Here is a 15,523-nt window from a genome sequence, read left to right as displayed (position 1 = left end):
CAAGGCCTCGCTGCGCCCGGTTCGCCGCGGCGAGCTCGTCCTTCGCCTTGCGCGGCCCTAGCGCGAGCGCCACCGCGCGTCGCCCTCGATCGCCCAGCCGAGCGCCCGCCGCGTCTCCTCGGCGATCGGTCCGTCGTACCGGTGCCCGGCCTCCTCGCTGCGCACCACGCGCGTGAGCACGCCAGCCTTCTCGAGGCGCGCGGCCGCCGCCTTCGCCGCGGCGCCGCACCCGGCCTGCGCGCAGACGAAGAGGACGCGCTGCCCGCCGCCGTCCGCGAACGCCCTGGCCGCCTTCGGGGTCCACTTGTCGTGTCCGCCCTCGACCAGCACGAGCCGCGGGAAGAGCGCCGCCCGCCGCGCGGCGATCGCAGAGCCCATGATCGCGCCCAGCGAGAAGCCGGTGTAGAGCACCGCGCCGGCGTCGACGTGCTCGGGAAAGCGCGCGCGCAGCGCCGCGAGCCCCGCGTCGATCTCCTGCTCCAGGCGGGCGTTGCTCTCGTACGTGAAGCGGACGTCGCTCGCCGACGGCGAGTCGGACCGCGCGACGCCGCGCGGGCACAGGATGAAGGCGTCGCCTCCCGCGATGCCGCGCCACACCTGGCACTGCCACTCGGGCCGGTCGTAGTTGCCGTGCGAGGCGATGAGCACCGGGCGCCGCGCCGCGGCGCCGATCGGCACCGACACCACGGCGCTCGCGAACCCGTCGACCGCGAGCTCCACGAACGGCGCGTCCGCGCGGAGCGGCGCGACCTGCGCGGCAGCCGACGCGGCGCCCTCCGCCGCCGGGGCGGGCGCGGCGGCATCCCCCGCCGGCGCCGCGCCCTCTCGCGCCGCGGCCGGCGCCGCGCCTTCCGGCGCCGCGGCGGGCGCGGCGCTGGGCGGCGCGGGCGACGGCCCGGCGGCGCGGCCCGCGCGATCGCATCCCAGCGCCGCCGCCGCGAGGAGCGCAAAGCAAACGAACGGGCGGGAGAGCGATGCGGCGGGGGGCGTCATCCGACCCAGGATGACGCATCGTCGCCGCGGAGACGACGCGCAGGCCGGCGCCAGATCGAGCGCACGAGGCGCCCTGCCCTACGGCAGCGCCTCGGCGAGCTTGTCCGCGAGCGGAGCGCCCCAGCCGGTCGGATAGTCCCAGCCGCGCCCCGCGCTGAACCCCTCGCCGTTCCCGTCGTCGGTCTTGCCCTCCGTGATGTCGCGGAAGGCCGCCTGCACCTTCGCGTCGGTGTAGAGCGCCCGGTTCAGCCACCCCACGACGGGCTTGCCCTGCGCGAGCCGCTGGCTGTTCACCGTCGCCATCAGCCCGGCGAACACCGGCGCGGCGAACGACGTGCCGCTGCGCCGCTCCCACTCGCCCAGGTAGTAGAGCCAGTACGTGGAGTCCCCCGAGGCGTTCAGCGCGACATCGGAGACGGCGCGCCGCCCCTGCGCGTCCAGCACGACGCCCTCCTGCCACCACGGGGTCTCGAACTGGCGCGATCGCCCCGACCCCGAGCCGCTCCACGCGACCTCGCGCGCGACCTCGCCGTCGCCGCCGAACTCGAGCCGGGTCCCGCCGACGCACGTCACGTACGGGCTCGACGACGGCACGTCGGGCTTCGCCGAGTCGCCGGCCGCGACGACGATCGTCATCCCGAGCGCCGCGCCCATCCGCGCCGCCTCGTGGTACTGCTGCCGGATCGGCTCCGCCTCCGTCTCCTCGCGGTGCGCGAACGACGTCGAGAGCACCGACACCTCGCCGGCAGCGATCGCCTCGTTCCACGCGTAGAGGATCGAGAGGGTGCGCGCATCCGGCCCCTCGTACGCGATGAGCTCCGCCTCGGGCGCCATCGCGCCCGCCCACTCCGTGTCCAGCGTCGTCTCGAGGTAGCGCGTCGAGACCGGATCCGCCGTGACCACGACCTCCGGGTTGTCGCGCGACGTGATGCCGAACGATTGCCAGAACGACTGGAGATCGCGGGTCTTGAACGTCGCCCCGACCACGATGCCGAGCTTCACGCCCTGCCCGCGGTGATCCTCGGCGTGGAGCTTGTCGACCGCGTAGGCGCGCGCGATCTGCGCTGGCGTGACCCCCTGCTCTTGCCCCTCCGGCGGCGTCTTCTCGATCGAGCCCGTCTCGCCGGGGAGCGGCGCGGTGTCCGCCGGGACGTCGACCGCGATGACGCCCGACGTGAGATCGATGATCTTCTGCGGCGGCCTGAGCGGATCCAGCGCGCCGAACGTGCGGAGCGGCTTGCCGCCCTTCGAGGGGTTCTCGCGCTCGAAATCGCGCAGCTCCGTGTCGAAGGCGGTGTTGAACTGCTCCACCGTGCCCGCGAACTCGAGCAGGAGCCGGTTCTTGGACCGGCGCCGGATCTCCATCTTGTGCTGGGTGAGCCAGGCCTCGACGGCCGCGATATCGCTCTCGGACGGGGCGTGGCGCTCCATCCACGCGTCGACCGACATGTACTTCCGGAACGTCTCCGGCTTCCCGGGATCGTACATGTCCTCGATCGCGCTCTCGAGCCCGGGGACGTCCCGGGTCGGGAACCCGATCAGCGCGCGGAAGCGGTCCTCCTCCGGCGCCGGGCCGAAGTCGAGGTAGACCCCCGCGAGCGGCCGCGGGAGGCCGCTCGGGAGCACCGGTCCATCATCCCCGCACCCCACCGCGGCGAGGGCGAGCGACGCAACGCACCAAACCGAGAGCGAACGCATCAATGAGGGCCTCGCGAGCGAGGGGGGAGGAGGTCGTCAGGCGAGGCTCAGCACCAGACGTGCTCGACGAGGTAGCAGGTGTACGTCCCCGGATACCAGGTCTCGGGGTGCCCGCCGGTGTCGTTGTCGACGCAGATCTCGCAGTACGCGTGGATGCACTCGGGGTCGGTGCTCTGCGGGCTCGCCCCCGGGGACTTCACGGGCTTCTCCGAGTAGAAGAACCCGTCGGCCTTCAGCTGATCGAGCTCGCTCGCCGACAGCTTGCCGAAGGCGGCCGCGTCCGCGGCGATGCTGAACCTGTCGTCCGAGCTCTCCGTCAGCACGGGCGCCGGGTAGTCGCCGTAGTCGGCGCTCTCCACCGCGGCCATCTGCTCCGAGAGCAGGACCTCCTTGCCGTTGCCGGTGGCGAGCTTGATGCGCGCGTAGTCGATCGGCGCCGCCGAGTAGTCGAGGGCGTAGACCGTCTTCTGGTCCATCTCGAGGCTCAGGAACTTCCCCTCCGGGATGTCGGCCTGCGTGATCCGCTCATGCGTCACCGCGTCATCGACGACCGGCTCCTCCGACGCGCCGCATCCGGTAAAACCGGCCGCCGCGATGACGCCGAGCGCAACACTGAGAGCGAGCGATTTGGAAGAACGGATGGACTGTCGAATCATGTTGGGCATTCCTTTCTATAGGCTCACTGACGGAGGTCACCTAGCCCCGAGCTGGCCAGAGGGAGCTCCACCCCCTGTCGGTCCTTCGAGCGATGGCTGCCTGTCGGACCCCACGACTCCCGCGAGTCGATCGGAATGAGGGGAAGATGATTTCAAACGGTGCCGCAGCCCCCCCATACCTGGCAAGTAAATTCCCGGGGCGAAAGAGAATTCCATCGTTCTTTCTGCGGCATAGTGGTCGGGACGGTGCGCTGTGCGGGCCCGGCATACCTGCTGCAGTACAGCGATCCCACGGCGGGAATCAGGGGTTGCCTTGAGAGCCGGTCACGGACATACCGGAGCCTACATGGTGGACGAGCAGCGCGCGCGGTCCGGGCGAGTCGAGGGGACGGCTGAGGCCGACATCGTGGTGCTTGACGGCCCGCTCGGGACCGAGCTCGCCGCGCGGGGGGTCGAGACGCCGGCGCCGCTCTGGAGCGCGGCGGCCCTGCTCGACGCGCGCGGCTGCGACGTCGTCCGCGCGATCCACCGGGACTACGCGCGCGCGGGCGCCACGGTGCACACGGCGAACACGTTCCGCGCGAAGCGGAGGCAGGCGGGCGCCGCGTGGGCCGAGCTCCTCTCGCGCGCGGTCTCGCTCGCGCGCGAGGCCGTCGGCGAGGTGGACCCGCGGCACCGCGTCGCCGGGAGCATCGCGCCGCTCGAGGACTGCTACCGGCCGGATCTCAGCCCGGCCGACGCGCGGCAGGAGCACCGCGAGCTCGCGCAGGCGCTCGCGGCGGCGCGCGTCGACGTCCTGCTCTGCGAGACGTTCCCGCACGTCGGCGAGGCGCTCGTGGCGCTCGAGGAGGCCGTCGCCACGGGCGTCGAAGCGTGGGTGTCGTTCACGGCGGGACCGGGCGCGGATCTCCTCTCGCCCGAGGACATCGGCGCCGCCGCGCGGGAGGCGGCCGCCCGCGGCGCGCGGGCCGTCCTGGTCAACTGCACCCCGGCGACGCGCACGCTCGAGCACGTCGAGCGGCTCGCGGCGTGCGGCGTCCCGTTCGGCGCCTACGCGAACGCCGGCGCGGAGGCCGAGGGGCTCGGCTGGGCCGAGGGGCAGGGCCGCGCTTCGGCCGCGCGCTACGCCGACCTCGCGCGCGGCTGGATCGAGGCGGGCGCCACGATCGTGGGCGGCTGCTGCGGGACGGGGCCCGCGCACGTCGCGGCGCTGCGCGCGCTCGCCGACGAGGCGGCGCGCCGCCCGGCGGGGCCTCTGCGCTGAGGCGGGGCCTCTGCGCTGAGGCGCCGATCGCCGGTTGCTCTTCCCGGGTCGACGTGCCACCGATGCCCGAGGCGCAGGGCGGCGCCGGCGCGGCGCCCTGCAGACGATCCAGATCCCGAGATGGCACGCAGTCGCGATCGGCGACACACCACGGAGACGGAGCGCACGATGATCGACCTCTATTACTGGCCCACCCCGAACGGCTGGAAGATCAGCATCATGCTCGAGGAGACGGGCCTCCCGTACAAGCTCATCCCGGTCAACATCGGGCGGGGCGATCAGTTCAAGCCGGAGTTCCTCGCGATCAGCCCCAACAACCGGATGCCCGCGATCGTCGATCACGATCCGCCGGGCGGCGGTGCGCCGATCTCGGTATTCGAGTCGGGCGCGATCCTGCTCTACCTCGCGGAGAAGACGGGGCAGCTCATCCCCTCGGACGTCCGTGGTCGTTACGACGTGACCCAGTGGCTCATGTGGCAGATGGGCGGCCTCGGCCCGATGACCGGTCAGGCGGGGCACTTCAGCCAGTATGCGCCGGAGAAGATCCCGTACGCGATCGAGCGCTACACGAACGAGGTCCGCCGGCTCTACGGCGTGATGGACAAGCGGCTCGCGGATCGGCCCTACCTGGCGGGCGAGTACTCGATCGCCGACATCGCGAGCTTCCCCTGGGCGATGCTGTACGAGCGCTACGGGGTGTCCGCCGACGAGCTCCCGAGCTTCAAGCGGTGGATCGACGCGGTGCGCGCGCGGCCGGCCGTCGCGCGGGGGCTCGCGGCGGGGAGCGAGCTGCGGAACCAGAGCCAGTCGCTCGACGACGAGGCGAAGCGCTGGTTGTTCGGCAAGAAGCCCCAGGCGTGAGCCGCCCGTCCGCGGGGCGCGTGAGGCGCGGCCTCCGCGCCCCGCGGCGGCGCGCTCGAGCGTCGCGGGCGCGCAACGCTTCGTGAACGGGGCTGCGGCCTGGGCGGACGGGTCGACCTCGGACGAACCGTCCCGTCCCGGCGCCCCGGCGATGCACACGCGGCTCGAGCGACGCGCCTCCGAGCAGGGCGAGGCCGGCGCGCAACGCGCCTCGCGGGCGGATCTGCGCGCTGCGCTTCGGAGGAGCGGTGCGCCCTGGCTGGACCCGGACGCCGCTCGCGCGCGCTGCATGTTCCGCCGCCCCAACGTCAAGCATGCCGGGAGCGGAAACGTATGCACACGTCGGATAGGCACACACTCTGCTCTGCGGTGAGCCGAGATGTCTGGGCCTGCTGGGCTCTCGTGGACATCGGGGGGAACCGATCATGTCGATGCATAGCAAGATGCTGGTGCCTGCAGTTCTTTTCGCTGCCCTCGCCGCCGGTTGCGCGGTGAGCACGGACGAGGCCGATCTCGATCAAGCCGAGCTCGACGAGGCCTCGATCGTGTCGGCCGAGCAAGCGCTCGAGGGGGCGCGGGGCGGATACATGGGAATGAGCACGTCCCAGCTCGGTCCGGGGCAGGCGGGGCTCGTCCCCAGCCAGGCGGGGCTCATCCCCAGCCAGGCGGGGCTCGTCCCCAGCCAGGCGGGGCTCATCCCCAGCCAGGCGGGGCTCGTCCCGAGCAAGGGCTCTTTCGGTCCGAGCAAGGGCTCTTTCGGTCCGAGCAAGGGTGAGATGATCCCGAGCAAGGGCTCTTTCGGTCCGAGCAAGGGCTCTTTCGGTCCGAGCAAGGGCTCTTTCGGTCCGAGCAAGGGCGGGATCCCGTCCAAGGCTGGGTTCGGCTACGGCCAGCAATCCGGCCAGGCGATGCTGGGTCAGCAGGCCGGCGTTGGCCAGACCGCCGCCCTCGGCCAGACGGCCATCGGCCAATCGGGCGCTTACGGCCACGTCGGCCAGCTGGGCGTCGGCCAGCAGTCGGGCTTCGCGCCCGGCGCCACGGGCCAGACCGGCGGGTACGGCCAGCAGCGCAACCCCTGATCTCCCCGCGCGCGAGCCCCTCCGGCTCACCGGAGCCGCCATGGGCCGCGCCCCGCGCGACGATCCGGAGCACGAGGCCGCCAAGACGCCAGGACCCAAGGAGACGTCCGCTGTCTCCCTCGCGCCCTCGGCGTCTCGGCGGTCGATCTCCTCTCGTCCGAGCCCCCAGGTGACCGCGTTCAGGGCAGGATCCGCCCCTGGATCCGCCGCGCCTCGGGCTGTCAGAACACGACGGTCCGGCGGCCCTCGACGATGACCCGCCGCTCCAGGTGCGCCCGGACGGCGCGAGAGAGGACGAGGCGCTCCACGTCGCGCCCCACCCGGGTCATCTCGTCTGGACCCAGCTGGTGATTCACGCGCGCGACGTCCTGCTCGATGATCGGCCCCTGGTCCAGATCCGGCGTGGCGTAGTGCGCCGTCGCGCCGATGAGCTTCACGCCGCGCGCGTGCGCCTGATGGTACGGCTTCGCGCCCTGGAACGCGGGCAGGAACCCGTGGTGAATGTTGATGACGGGCGGCCCCTCATCGAGGATCTGCTCGGACAGGATTTGCATGTACCGCGCCAGCACGACGAGATCGACATGGTGCCTCTTCAGCAGGTGGAGCACCTGGCGCTCCTGATCGCGCTTCGTCTCCGGGGTGATCGGGAGACAGAAGAAGGGGATTCGGAAGCTCTCGGCCACCGCCTCGAGCGTGGGGTGGTTGGAGATGACGAGCGGGATCTCGCACCGGAGCTCGCCCGCGCGCTGCCGGAGCACGAGATCGTAGAGGCACGCTGGATCCTTGGTCACCAGGATCGCCATCTTCGGGACGTGATCGCTGTAGTCGACCGACCAGCGGGCCGAGAGCGACGTGGCGAGCTCGCGAAAGGCGGCCTCGATCGCGCTGCGGGAGGCCGAGCCGCCCAGGGCGGTGACCGCGGCCGGCGAGGAGAGACCGGACAGATCGACGACGAGGCGCATGAAGAAGCGCGGTCCCTCGTCCGTGAACGCATCCGTGTGATTGCTCGCGTCGATGATGTTCAGGCCGATGTTGTAGAAGAACCCTGCGAGTCGCGCGACGAGACCGGGCTGGTCGGGCGCGGCGACGAGGAAGGTTGCGTGGGCAGGACCCGTCATGCGGGCCATGGTGCTCGCCCCGAGGCAGCGGCGCAAGCGCGGGGCGCGGCGGGCCGGCGGGGCGCTAGCGCCCCTCGCCGCTCTCCGAGGACGGCGGCCCCGACGGATCCTCCGCGCTCCTGGGCGCCAGCGTGGAGAGCTCCGCCCAGGGGATGCGCACGGTGCGCTCGACGTCGCGCAGGTGGGCGCTGTCGTTGTAATAGATGAGGTGCCACGCCTCCGCGCGCCCCCAGCGCCGCCGGCGCTGCCAGTGGGTGAGCGACGTGTGGCGGGTGGCGAAGTGCGCCACCGGAAACGCGAGCGCGTTCATCTTGAAGAAGTGGAGGAACGCGACGTCGATGAAGCCGCCGTGCGTGACGATCGTGATCGTCCGCCCCTCGTGCTCGCGGGTGATGCGATCGAGGGCGACGGAGACCCGCAGCATGAACTGAGCCCAGCTCTCCCCGCCGGGGCTCGCCGGGCGGTACGGCTCGCGCTCGAAATCGATCGCATAACGCACCATCGCCTCTCCGACGGGCATCCCGTCCGCCTCGCCGGGGCGGAGCTCCTGGACGTCGTCGTCGAGCGTGACGGGCAGCCCCAGGGCGGGCGCGATGATCTCGGCGGTCTGCTGCGCCCGGCGAAAGGAGCTCGCGATCAGGACATCGGCGGCGAGCTCGCGCGTCGCGGCCAGGCGATCGCGCAGCCGCTCCGCCTGGAGGACCCCGAGCGACGTCAGCCCGGTGTCCCCGCGCATCCCGCCCACGATATGGTTCACGTTGACGAGCGCTTCTCCGTGCCGGATGAGATAGAGGTTCGTCACGATCTGAGCCTCCGAGGCGCGCGACCTGGCGAGGGGGACGGCCGCGCGGGGCGGTCCGCGCCCGCTAGGAAGAGCAAGGCCCCCCTCGAATGTCAAGGGTTTGTGCCGCGGCCGCGCGGTCGCTCAGGGGCAGCCGTGGAGGAGCGCGAAGAAGGCCGCGCTCTCGGAGCAGACCTGCTCGGCGCGCAGGGCGCTGCAGAAATCGTCGGCCGTGCGGAAGAACTTCTCTCCCGTGCTGCCCTCGATGCAGGAGATCGAATAGACGAACCGCGAGCCGCTCTCTCCGGGGTCGCCGGGGCTCCCCGGCTCGGACGCGCCGCCCACCTGGGCGCCGGTGCCGCCGGCGTCCCCCGGCGGATCGACGCCGAACGCCGGGAATACCACGATGGGCAAGAGGCCGAAGAGGCCTGCTACGAAATGCGGGATCATGAGCTCACCTCCAACGTCGATGAAAATGCATCCGCGTACGAGGTAGCGAGTGCATCTGCCGTATCGATATGCATTCGACAGGCCAGCTCGGGTCATGTCCGCCCATTGCACACGGCCGCGCGGCGAGCGCGCTCCCGAGCGAGGGAGCCGGCCCGTCCGGGCCGGAGGCGCCGGGCCCGGTCGCCGCCGACGGGGACGCGCCGCCGCCCGGGGCCGCGCCGGCGGCGCGGGGGGCCGCGCTCGCCAGAGCGCGGGGCCGCGCTTGCCAGCGCGCTCGGACATGGCCTACAAGGCGGGCCCCCTGAAGGAGACCTCATGTACCGTCGCAGCTTCATCGCGGCCGCGCTGCTCGGCGTCGCGGCCCTCGCCGGGTGCGCGCCGAGCTGGCGCGTCGTGGCCCAGGCGAGCCCCGCTCCGTTCGTGGGCCAGCGGTATTTCGCCCTGATGCCCATCGACTTCGTGGGCCTCCAGATCATCGACCAGTCCGAGGACCGGTACCTCGCCGGCAAGGACGGGGACGACTACCAGCGCTTCATGGCCGACAAGGACTCCATCAACGAGGAGTTCGCGAAGGCCCTGGTCGAGGACGCCAAGGAGGAGGGCATCGAGGTCGCGGAGGCCACCGGCGCGACGTCGGCGCAGTTCGTGCTCAAGCCCTATGTCGGCTACCTGAACCCCGGCTTCTACGCGGTGGTCTCCTCGGCGCCCAGCCAGATCCGGCTGACCTTGCGGATCACGACGCAGGACGGCAAGGTGCTCGACGAGGTCCAGTTCTCGAGCCGCACGCCGTCGCCCATCCCGAACACGGCCATGAGCGCCGCCGAGGCGGACAAGCTGACGATGGGCGGCCGCTGGCGCGAGGACGCGCGCGTGATCGGCGCCTACGCGGCCCGCTATCTCGCGTCGCGCGTCGCCCCCTAGGGCGCCGCGGCGGAGCCGCCCTTCCCCCCTCCCCGGCGCCTCCAGGCCCGGGGAGCCGCGCCCGCGGGGCGCCGCGCGGGCCCCGCGCCGCAGCGGCCGCCCGCCCGCTTCACAGCAGGATCCCGCGGAGCAGGAGCTCGGCCACGCTGAAGTAGATCACGAGGCCGGAGACGTCGACGAGGGTCGCCACGAACGGCGCCGAGGCGCTCGCCGGGTCGAAGCCGAGCGCCCGGAGCGCGAACGGCAGGAGCGCGCCCGCCAGCGTGCCCCACGTCACGACGCCGACCAGGCTGAGGGCGACGGTCAGCGCGAGCAGCACGTAGTGCCGGCCGTAGGCCCCGAAGAGCTGCTCCCAGGCGAGGACGCGCAGGAAGCCGATCCCGCCGAGGATCCCGCCGAGCAGGAGGCCCGACGCGAGCTCCCGGCGGCTGACGCGGAAGAAATCGCCGATCCGGATCTCGCCGAGCGCCATCGCCCGGATGACCAGCGTCGTCGCCTGAGATCCGGAGTTGCCCCCGCTCGAGATGATGAGCGGCACGAAGAGGGCCAGCACGACCGCGCGGGCGATCTCGTCCTCGTAGTGCCCCATCGCGGTGGCGGTGAGGAGCTCGCCCACGAACAGCGCGGAGAGCCAGCCCGCGCGCTTGCCGAGCATCTTGAAGAGCGGGGTCCGGAGATACGGCGCGTCGAGCGCCTGCATGCCGCCGAGCTTCTGGATGTCCTCGGTCGCCTCCTCCTCCACGACGTCCACGATGTCGTCGGCGGTGACGATCCCCTTCATGCGGCCCTCGCCGTCGACGACGGGGATCGCCACGAGATCGTGCTCCGCGAAGCGCCGCGCGACCGCCTCCTGGTCGGCGTCCTCGTTGACCGAGACGACGTCGGTCCTCATGACGTCGCTGATCCGGAGGTGGCCGGGCGTGATCATGAGCTGCCTCAGCGACACCACGCCGCGCAGCCGCTGCTCGGCGTCGAGCACATAACCGTAGTAGATGGTCTCGAGGTGATCCCGGGCCTGCCGCTTGAGGTAGCTGATCGCCTCGTCGACGGTCGCCTCGGGCCGCACGCGCGCGAACCACGGGCTCATGAGCCCGCCGGCCTCGTCCTCCGCGTAGGCGAGGAGGGCGCTCACCTCCCGGCGCGTCGGATGGTCGAGCAGCGAGAGGAGCTCTTCCTGCTCGGCCGGGGACACCTCGAGGAGGATGTCCGCCACGTCGTCGGGCGCGAGCAGGCGGAGCCACAGCCTTCGCTCGCCCTTGCTGAGGGCGGCGAGGAGCGCGGCCTGGTCGGCGGTGGGGAGGCCCTGGAAGAAATCCTCCGCCTCTTCGCGCCGCAGGCGGCGATAGGCCTGCACCCGCTCCTCGTTCTCCAGGGCCGGCCACGACACGGACAGCTCGGCGGCCGAGAGCGTCTCGTTCGCCTGGATGGGCGGGCGTTCCATCATCGCCTCACCTCGTCGAGCGCCTGGCCCGCCCCGTCGGCGTCGCCCGGCAGAAGGTGCTCAGTCAGCGGAGCCCAGCGGCAAGCTCGGCCCTCGATCCACGGTGAGAGACGGGTTAGCAACGCGCGCGCCACGGCCGCGCCAGCCGCGCCGGCCGCGCCGACCGTGCCCGCGGCGCCGCCCGCCTGCGCCAGCGGCCAGCGCTACGCGTCAGCGCTCCGCCTCGGGCGGTCCAATCGCCCTCCGGCACATTCCGACATCCTCGAATTTTTCCTCGACCAATCGAACCGTGTCGACGCGCGGAGTTCGGTTTGACAGAAGCCAGCCGCGACGACTAGAATGGAAGCGCTTTCCTTCGGCTTGTCTTGTATCATGAAATCTTCGCCTCAGGCGGTCACGACGAACTCCGGCGCTCGGCCGTCGGTGCGCATGGAGGAGGTGGCCCGGCACGCCGGGGTGTCTCCGGCGACGGTCAGCCGGGTCCTGAACGACCGGGGCAAGTGCAGCGCGAAGACGCGCGAGCGGGTGCTCGCCGCGATACGCGATCTCGGCTACGTCGCGAACGCGGCCGCGAGGAGCCTCGCGCAGGGCCGGACAGGCTCCCTCGGCTTTCTCCTGCCCACCATCGGCACCGAGTTCATGTCGAGCTTCCTCCAGGTCGTCGCGAGCGCGGCCACCGAGGAGGGGTATGATCTCCTCATCGCACTGCGCTCGGAGAGCTCGCTGCGTCGGATGCTCGGCCGGCACAACACCGATGGCGTCCTGATCTTCGGCTCCGCGATGGGCGAGGCGAGCCTGAGGCGGCTCGCGGCCGAGGGGTTCCCGGCGCTGCTCGTCTATCGAACGCCGCCGCCGGACCTCTCCTTGCCGAGCATCGCCATCGACAACGAGGCCGGCGTGCGGGAGTCGATCGAGCACCTGATCCAGGCGCACGGCCGGCGTCGCATCGCGTTCCTGCGGGGCCCCGCGGGGAACGAGGACGCGGGGCGGCGCGAGGAGGCGTACCGGGCGACGCTCGTGCGCCACGGCCTCCCGGTCGATCCGCGCCTCTGCCGCAGCGGGCTCAGCGCCGAGGAGGCGCGCGCCTCGACGATGGCGTGGCTCCGCGAGCAGGCGGAGCTCGACGCGGTCGTCGGCTGGTGCGACGCCGCCGCGATCGGCGCGATGGATGCGCTGCGGAGCGAGGGCCGGGGCGTCCCCGCCGACGTGTCGGTGGTGGGGTTCGACGACATCGGTCCCGCCCGGCACCTCGATCCGGCGCTCACCACGGTCCGCCCGCCGACGGAGCTCGTCGGGAGGCTCGCCGTCCGGGAGCTCGTGCGGCTCGTCCAGAGCGGCGCCGCGCAGAGCGGCGCCGCGGAGCCGCAGCCACGGCTCCCCGTCGAGCTCGTCGTCCGTCGCTCCTGCGGCTGCTCGCGCTGACGAGCGCCGTTCGCGCGGCGGCGCGCGGCGGCGCGCGCCGCTCCCGCGGCGGGGCGCTCAGGCGGGCGCGGGCGGGCCGAGCGGATCGACCCCGAACCGGCGCAGGAGGCGGCAGAGCGGCACGAGCGGCAGCCCCACGATGGCGGTCTCGTCGGCGTGGCGCACGTCGTCGAACAGCCACGGCCCGTGCTTCTCGAAGAGGTACCCGCCCGCGCTGCCGATGGGCCGATCCAGCGCGACGTAGCGGCGGATCTGCGCGCGGTCGAGCGGCCGGACGCGGAGCTCCACCGTGACGGTCTCGACCAGCGTCCGCGGCTCCCCGGGCGCGAGCGGCAGCCCCGGAGGCGCGTGCACCGCGACGGCGGTGTGGAGGGCGTGGACGCGCCCGGCGAGCCGCCCGAGCTGGTCCGCCGCCTCGTCGAGCGACGCCGGCTTGCGGAGGAGCTCGCCGTCGAGATCGAGCGCCTGGTCGGCGCCGATGATCAGGGCGCCTTCATGCGCGGCCGCGAGGCTCAGCGCCTTCCCCTCCGCGAAAGCGCGGGCGCAGGCGACGGGCGCCAGCCCCTCGGGCGCGATCTCGTCGAACGCCGGCGCGACGGCCTCGTACGCGAGCCCGAGGCGATCGAGGAGCGCCCTCCGGAACGGAGACGTGGAGGCGAGGACAACCTGGGACATGGCCGGATCCATGGCACGGAACGGCGCCCGTGCCGAGGGGGACCGGTCCCCCTGCTCCGCGCGCCGCTCGGACGAGAGGGAGGAGAAGACCGCCAAGCCGCCAAGGACGCCAAGACGGGAACCGTGGGCTTCCCGTGTTCCTCGGCCGAGCTCTTCACCTCAGTTCTTCTTGTTTTCTTGGCGCCTTGGCGGTTTGCCCCGTCGCACTTCTCGCTCTCTTGGCGCCTCGGCGGCTTTCTTCATCTCGATTCATCGCAATCCAACTCCATCTCAATTTCAATCTCAGCTTCAGCTTCAATTCCCGTGCCAGGCGCACCCGGGCGCCGCTCGAATCCCCGCGAAAACAATCCGCACCTCGGCGCCGATTCGCCAACTGCATTCATTCCATCGAATTTGCCTGCGGACACGGAGAGTCAGCAACAGCAAAAACACCGGGGATCCGCGAAAGAATGGCGTACATTGGCCGCCGTAAGGTGTCGCCTGAATTACCCATCATGCATTTCATTAAAAAGCAGCTTGCACTTCGACTCCCCAGCACGTGAGATTGCGGCGATGCAGCAACTCAATACAAGACACCTCGTCACGCTCTCTCTCGTCGCGCCGGGCATCGGGCTCTCCGTGCTGCTCGCGGCCTCGCCGGCGAGCGGAGCGACGTACGAGGTGGGTCGAGGCAAGCAGTACTCGAGCCTCGCGGAGGTCGCCCCTCGCCTCGCTGCGGGGGATGTGGTCGAGGTCCAGGGCGACGCGACCTATCCAGGGGACGTGATCTTCAAGAAATCCGGCACCGAAGCGCAGAAGATCACCATCCGCGGCGTCCGCGTGAACGGCCGCCGCCCCGTGCTGTCCGGAGGGACGAACACGGTGGTCTTCGGTGGCAATCATTACACCTTCGAAGGATTCGAGATCACCCGGGGCGCGAGCCGCTGCGTGTTCAACCGCGCGCACGACGTCACCGTCCGCGACGCGGTGGTGCACGATTGCCCAGGCCACGGCATCCTAGGCGCCGACTCCGAGTCGGGCTCGTTCACGCTGGAGTACGTCGAGGTCTACGCGTGCGGCTCCGGCGACAGCAGGCACCCCATCTACATCGCGACCGACGAGGAGACGCGCCTCGGCTCGGTGTTCCGCATGCGGCATTGCTACGTCCACGACGGCAACGGCGGCAACAACGTGAAGAGCCGCGCCGAGCGGAACGAGATCTATTACAACTGGATCGAGGGCGCGAAATACCACGAGATCGAGCTCATCGGGCCCGACGGCCAGGACGAGGGGCTCGCGCGCGAGGACTCGGACGTGGTCGGCAACGTCTTCGTCAAGACGGGCCAGCACTTCCTCGCGCGCATCGGCGGCGACGGGACGGGGCAGACGTTCGGTCGCTTCCGGTTCGTCAACAACACGTTCCTGCTCGCCCCCGGCTCGCGGCCGGCGATCCGGATGTTCGACGGCATCGAGAGCGTCGAGATGAGCAACAACGTGTTCTATCGGCGCGGCGGCGGCGGCGTGGAGGTCTACGTCGACAGGTCGGCGAGCTGGGTGACGGGAGCGGCGCTCATCGCGGGCGCGAACAACTGGGTTCCGTCCGGCTCCTCGGCCATCCCCGCGGCGTGGACGGGCACGCTGCAGGGCGCCGATCCCAGGTTCGCCGACGTCGGCTCGCTCGACCTCCGCCCGGCGGCGGGCAGCCCGCTCATCGACGCCGGCGCCCGGTGGACGCCGAGCCCGGCCGGGCACCCGTTCCCGAGCCCGCTCGCCGCGCCGCGGTCCGCCCCCGCCAGGGGCGTGCGCGCGGCCAGCGGAGCGCCGCAGCGGCCGACCACGGGCGCGATCGACATCGGCGCCTACGAGTTCGGGCCCGGCCTCGCCGACGCCACGATCGCCATGAGGGCTGCCGACGAGGACGACGCCGGCGGCGCCGCGGCCGAGAGCGACGGCGTGGACAGCGACGCCGCCGGCAACGACGGCGCGGACAGCGACGCCGCCGGCAACGACGGCGCGGAGATCGACAGCGACGCCGCCGCCAGCCACGCCGGCTCGTGCAGCGCCGGCGGGGCGCTCGCAGGTGGCCCGCTCGCCGGCTCCGGCGCCGCCGCCGCCGCGGCCGCCGCGCTCCTCGGGGCCGCCCTCCGGCGCCGCGGCCGCCGCTAGCTCGCGTGCGCCGCAGCGC

14 protein-coding genes are annotated in these 15,523 nt (G+C 72.1%); 6 read left to right on the top strand and 8 right to left on the bottom strand.

Features of this window, described 5'->3' with window-relative positions:
- Window positions 1–57: 57 nt before the first annotated feature.
- The 3 genes from WMF20_RS03395 to WMF20_RS03385 all read right to left on the bottom strand — a co-directional run bounded on the left by WMF20_RS03395 (window position 58) and on the right by WMF20_RS03385 (window position 3,347).
- Window positions 58–993: a hypothetical protein gene (locus WMF20_RS03395; protein WP_437610625.1), complete on the bottom strand. Its 936-nt coding sequence runs from the start codon at window positions 991–993 to the stop codon at window positions 58–60.
- A gap of 78 nt (window positions 994–1,071) precedes the next feature.
- Window positions 1,072–2,691: a S53 family peptidase gene (locus WMF20_RS03390; RefSeq protein WP_437610623.1), complete on the bottom strand. Its 1,620-nt coding sequence runs from the start codon at window positions 2,689–2,691 to the stop codon at window positions 1,072–1,074.
- A 47-nt stretch (window positions 2,692–2,738) separates the two neighbouring features.
- Window positions 2,739–3,347, bottom strand: coding sequence for a hypothetical protein (locus tag WMF20_RS03385; RefSeq protein WP_237244995.1), 609 nt, complete (start codon window positions 3,345–3,347; stop codon window positions 2,739–2,741).
- Window positions 3,348–3,693: 346 nt separating this feature from the next.
- Here WMF20_RS03385 and WMF20_RS03380 point away from each other — a divergent pair, with 346 nt between their 5' ends.
- The 3 genes from WMF20_RS03380 to WMF20_RS03370 all read left to right on the top strand — a co-directional run bounded on the left by WMF20_RS03380 (window position 3,694) and on the right by WMF20_RS03370 (window position 6,551).
- Window positions 3,694–4,611, top strand: a complete 918-nt coding sequence (locus WMF20_RS03380; RefSeq protein ID WP_437610621.1) for a homocysteine S-methyltransferase family protein — start codon at window positions 3,694–3,696, stop codon at window positions 4,609–4,611.
- A gap of 168 nt (window positions 4,612–4,779) precedes the next feature.
- Window positions 4,780–5,472 (top strand): glutathione S-transferase N-terminal domain-containing protein, encoded by a 693-nt coding sequence (locus WMF20_RS03375; RefSeq protein ID WP_437617078.1) that lies wholly within the window; start codon window positions 4,780–4,782, stop codon window positions 5,470–5,472.
- A 425-nt stretch (window positions 5,473–5,897) separates the two neighbouring features.
- Window positions 5,898–6,551 (top strand): hypothetical protein, encoded by a 654-nt coding sequence (locus WMF20_RS03370; RefSeq protein ID WP_437610619.1) that lies wholly within the window; start codon window positions 5,898–5,900, stop codon window positions 6,549–6,551.
- A gap of 221 nt (window positions 6,552–6,772) precedes the next feature.
- On the opposite strand, the gene purU is transcribed toward WMF20_RS03370, so the two are convergent.
- The 3 genes from purU to WMF20_RS03355 form a co-directional block, all read right to left on the bottom strand.
- The gene (gene purU, locus WMF20_RS03365) at window positions 6,773–7,669 is read right to left on the bottom strand and encodes a formyltetrahydrofolate deformylase (protein WP_437610617.1); all 897 of its coding nucleotides are present in this window, start codon (window positions 7,667–7,669) and stop codon (window positions 6,773–6,775) included.
- A 64-nt stretch (window positions 7,670–7,733) separates the two neighbouring features.
- Window positions 7,734–8,471 carry a histidine phosphatase family protein gene (locus WMF20_RS03360; protein ID WP_437610615.1) on the bottom strand — a complete coding sequence of 246 codons (738 nt, stop codon included), beginning with the start codon at window positions 8,469–8,471 and terminating at the stop codon, window positions 7,734–7,736.
- 123 nt (window positions 8,472–8,594) lie between these two features.
- Window positions 8,595–8,900 (bottom strand): hypothetical protein, encoded by a 306-nt coding sequence (locus tag WMF20_RS03355; protein ID WP_437610613.1) that lies wholly within the window; start codon window positions 8,898–8,900, stop codon window positions 8,595–8,597.
- 315 nt (window positions 8,901–9,215) lie between these two features.
- On the opposite strand from WMF20_RS03355, the gene WMF20_RS03350 reads away from it, so the two are divergent.
- Window positions 9,216–9,821: a hypothetical protein gene (locus WMF20_RS03350; protein WP_437610611.1), complete on the top strand. Its 606-nt coding sequence runs from the start codon at window positions 9,216–9,218 to the stop codon at window positions 9,819–9,821.
- 109 nt (window positions 9,822–9,930) lie between these two features.
- On the opposite strand, the gene mgtE is transcribed toward WMF20_RS03350, so the two are convergent.
- Window positions 9,931–11,265, bottom strand: a complete 1,335-nt coding sequence (gene mgtE / locus WMF20_RS03345; RefSeq protein WP_129572979.1) for a magnesium transporter — start codon at window positions 11,263–11,265, stop codon at window positions 9,931–9,933.
- 369 nt (window positions 11,266–11,634) lie between these two features.
- On the opposite strand from mgtE, the gene WMF20_RS03340 reads away from it, so the two are divergent.
- Window positions 11,635–12,684, top strand: coding sequence for a LacI family DNA-binding transcriptional regulator (locus tag WMF20_RS03340; RefSeq protein ID WP_237244994.1), 1,050 nt, complete (start codon window positions 11,635–11,637; stop codon window positions 12,682–12,684).
- Window positions 12,685–12,741: 57 nt separating this feature from the next.
- Here WMF20_RS03340 and WMF20_RS03335 read toward each other — a convergent pair whose 3' ends face one another.
- Window positions 12,742–13,359, bottom strand: coding sequence for a Maf family protein (locus WMF20_RS03335; RefSeq protein WP_437610608.1), 618 nt, complete (start codon window positions 13,357–13,359; stop codon window positions 12,742–12,744).
- Between the two features lie 552 nt (window positions 13,360–13,911).
- On the opposite strand from WMF20_RS03335, the gene WMF20_RS03330 reads away from it, so the two are divergent.
- Window positions 13,912–15,504, top strand: a complete 1,593-nt coding sequence (locus WMF20_RS03330) for a right-handed parallel beta-helix repeat-containing protein (RefSeq protein WP_437610606.1) — start codon at window positions 13,912–13,914, stop codon at window positions 15,502–15,504.
- Window positions 15,505–15,523 lie beyond the last annotated feature (19 nt).

The sequence above is a fragment of the Sorangium sp. So ce834 genome, from assembly GCF_051521425.1.
GTDB lineage: Bacteria > Myxococcota_A > Polyangia > Polyangiales > Polyangiaceae > Sorangium > Sorangium cellulosum_D.
Note: the sequence above shows the minus strand (reverse complement) of the source record. Positions and strands in the feature narration are given on the sequence as shown.